The organism is Bacillus sp. LR--39, from assembly GCF_053613335.1.
The window spans coordinates 1-680 of the sequence record NZ_JBSIOT010000956.1; the positions used below are offsets into that span (position 1 = coordinate 1).

Sequence of the window (680 nt, forward strand, 5' to 3'; positions counted from 1 at the left end):
GTAATCAAAGGGCTGCTGTAATAATGCTGTGCTGACGTCGGGCCCGCCTTCTGCCATAGCGACATAATCGGTCGGAAAAACGCTGCTGATGAGTTCCGAAAGTGCAGCAGAAACAGCCGGCGTATATTCTGATGGCTTGAGAACGACCGTGTTCCCCGCCGCAATGGCTCCAATCAACGGAGAAAGCGCCAGCTGCAAGGGATAGTTCCAAGGTGCAATCACCAAAACGGTTCCATACGGCTCAGGAATGATGATGCTTTTGGAGCCTAGATGAGTCAGCGGCGTTTTGACTCGTTTCGGCTTGGACCATTTTCTCAGCCGTTTCATGACAAAGCTGATTTCCTCCAAGACGATTCCGATTTCTGTTGAATATGCTTCTTGCTCGGATTTGTGGAGATCCTGGTAGAGAGCGGCTATGAGATCGGCTTCATGAGTTCTGACGGCTTGTTTCAGCTTTCGCAACATGTTCAGTCTCGATTCAAGCGGTCTCGTATGTCCCGCCGCAAAATAGGCTTTATGCTTGCTGATGATAGAGGGCATGCTGTTCATTCCGTTTCTCCTTTTTGTAAGGTATGGTGATTTATTATGTAAAAAATTTCTTCTGCATGTCAATCGCGCAAGGTTTGTCAGAAAAAATAACAAACTCATATCTGCGTTTACAGCAGGTATTTGATAAAATG

1 protein-coding gene is annotated in these 680 nt (G+C 46.8%); it reads right to left on the reverse strand.

Annotated features, from left to right (window positions below; translation table 11 throughout):
* Positions 1–549: aldehyde dehydrogenase family protein (locus ACWHAR_RS27735; protein ID WP_452088521.1), on the reverse strand; the 549-nt coding region annotated here is incomplete at its 3' end.
* Between the last annotated feature and the right edge of the window lie 131 nt (positions 550–680).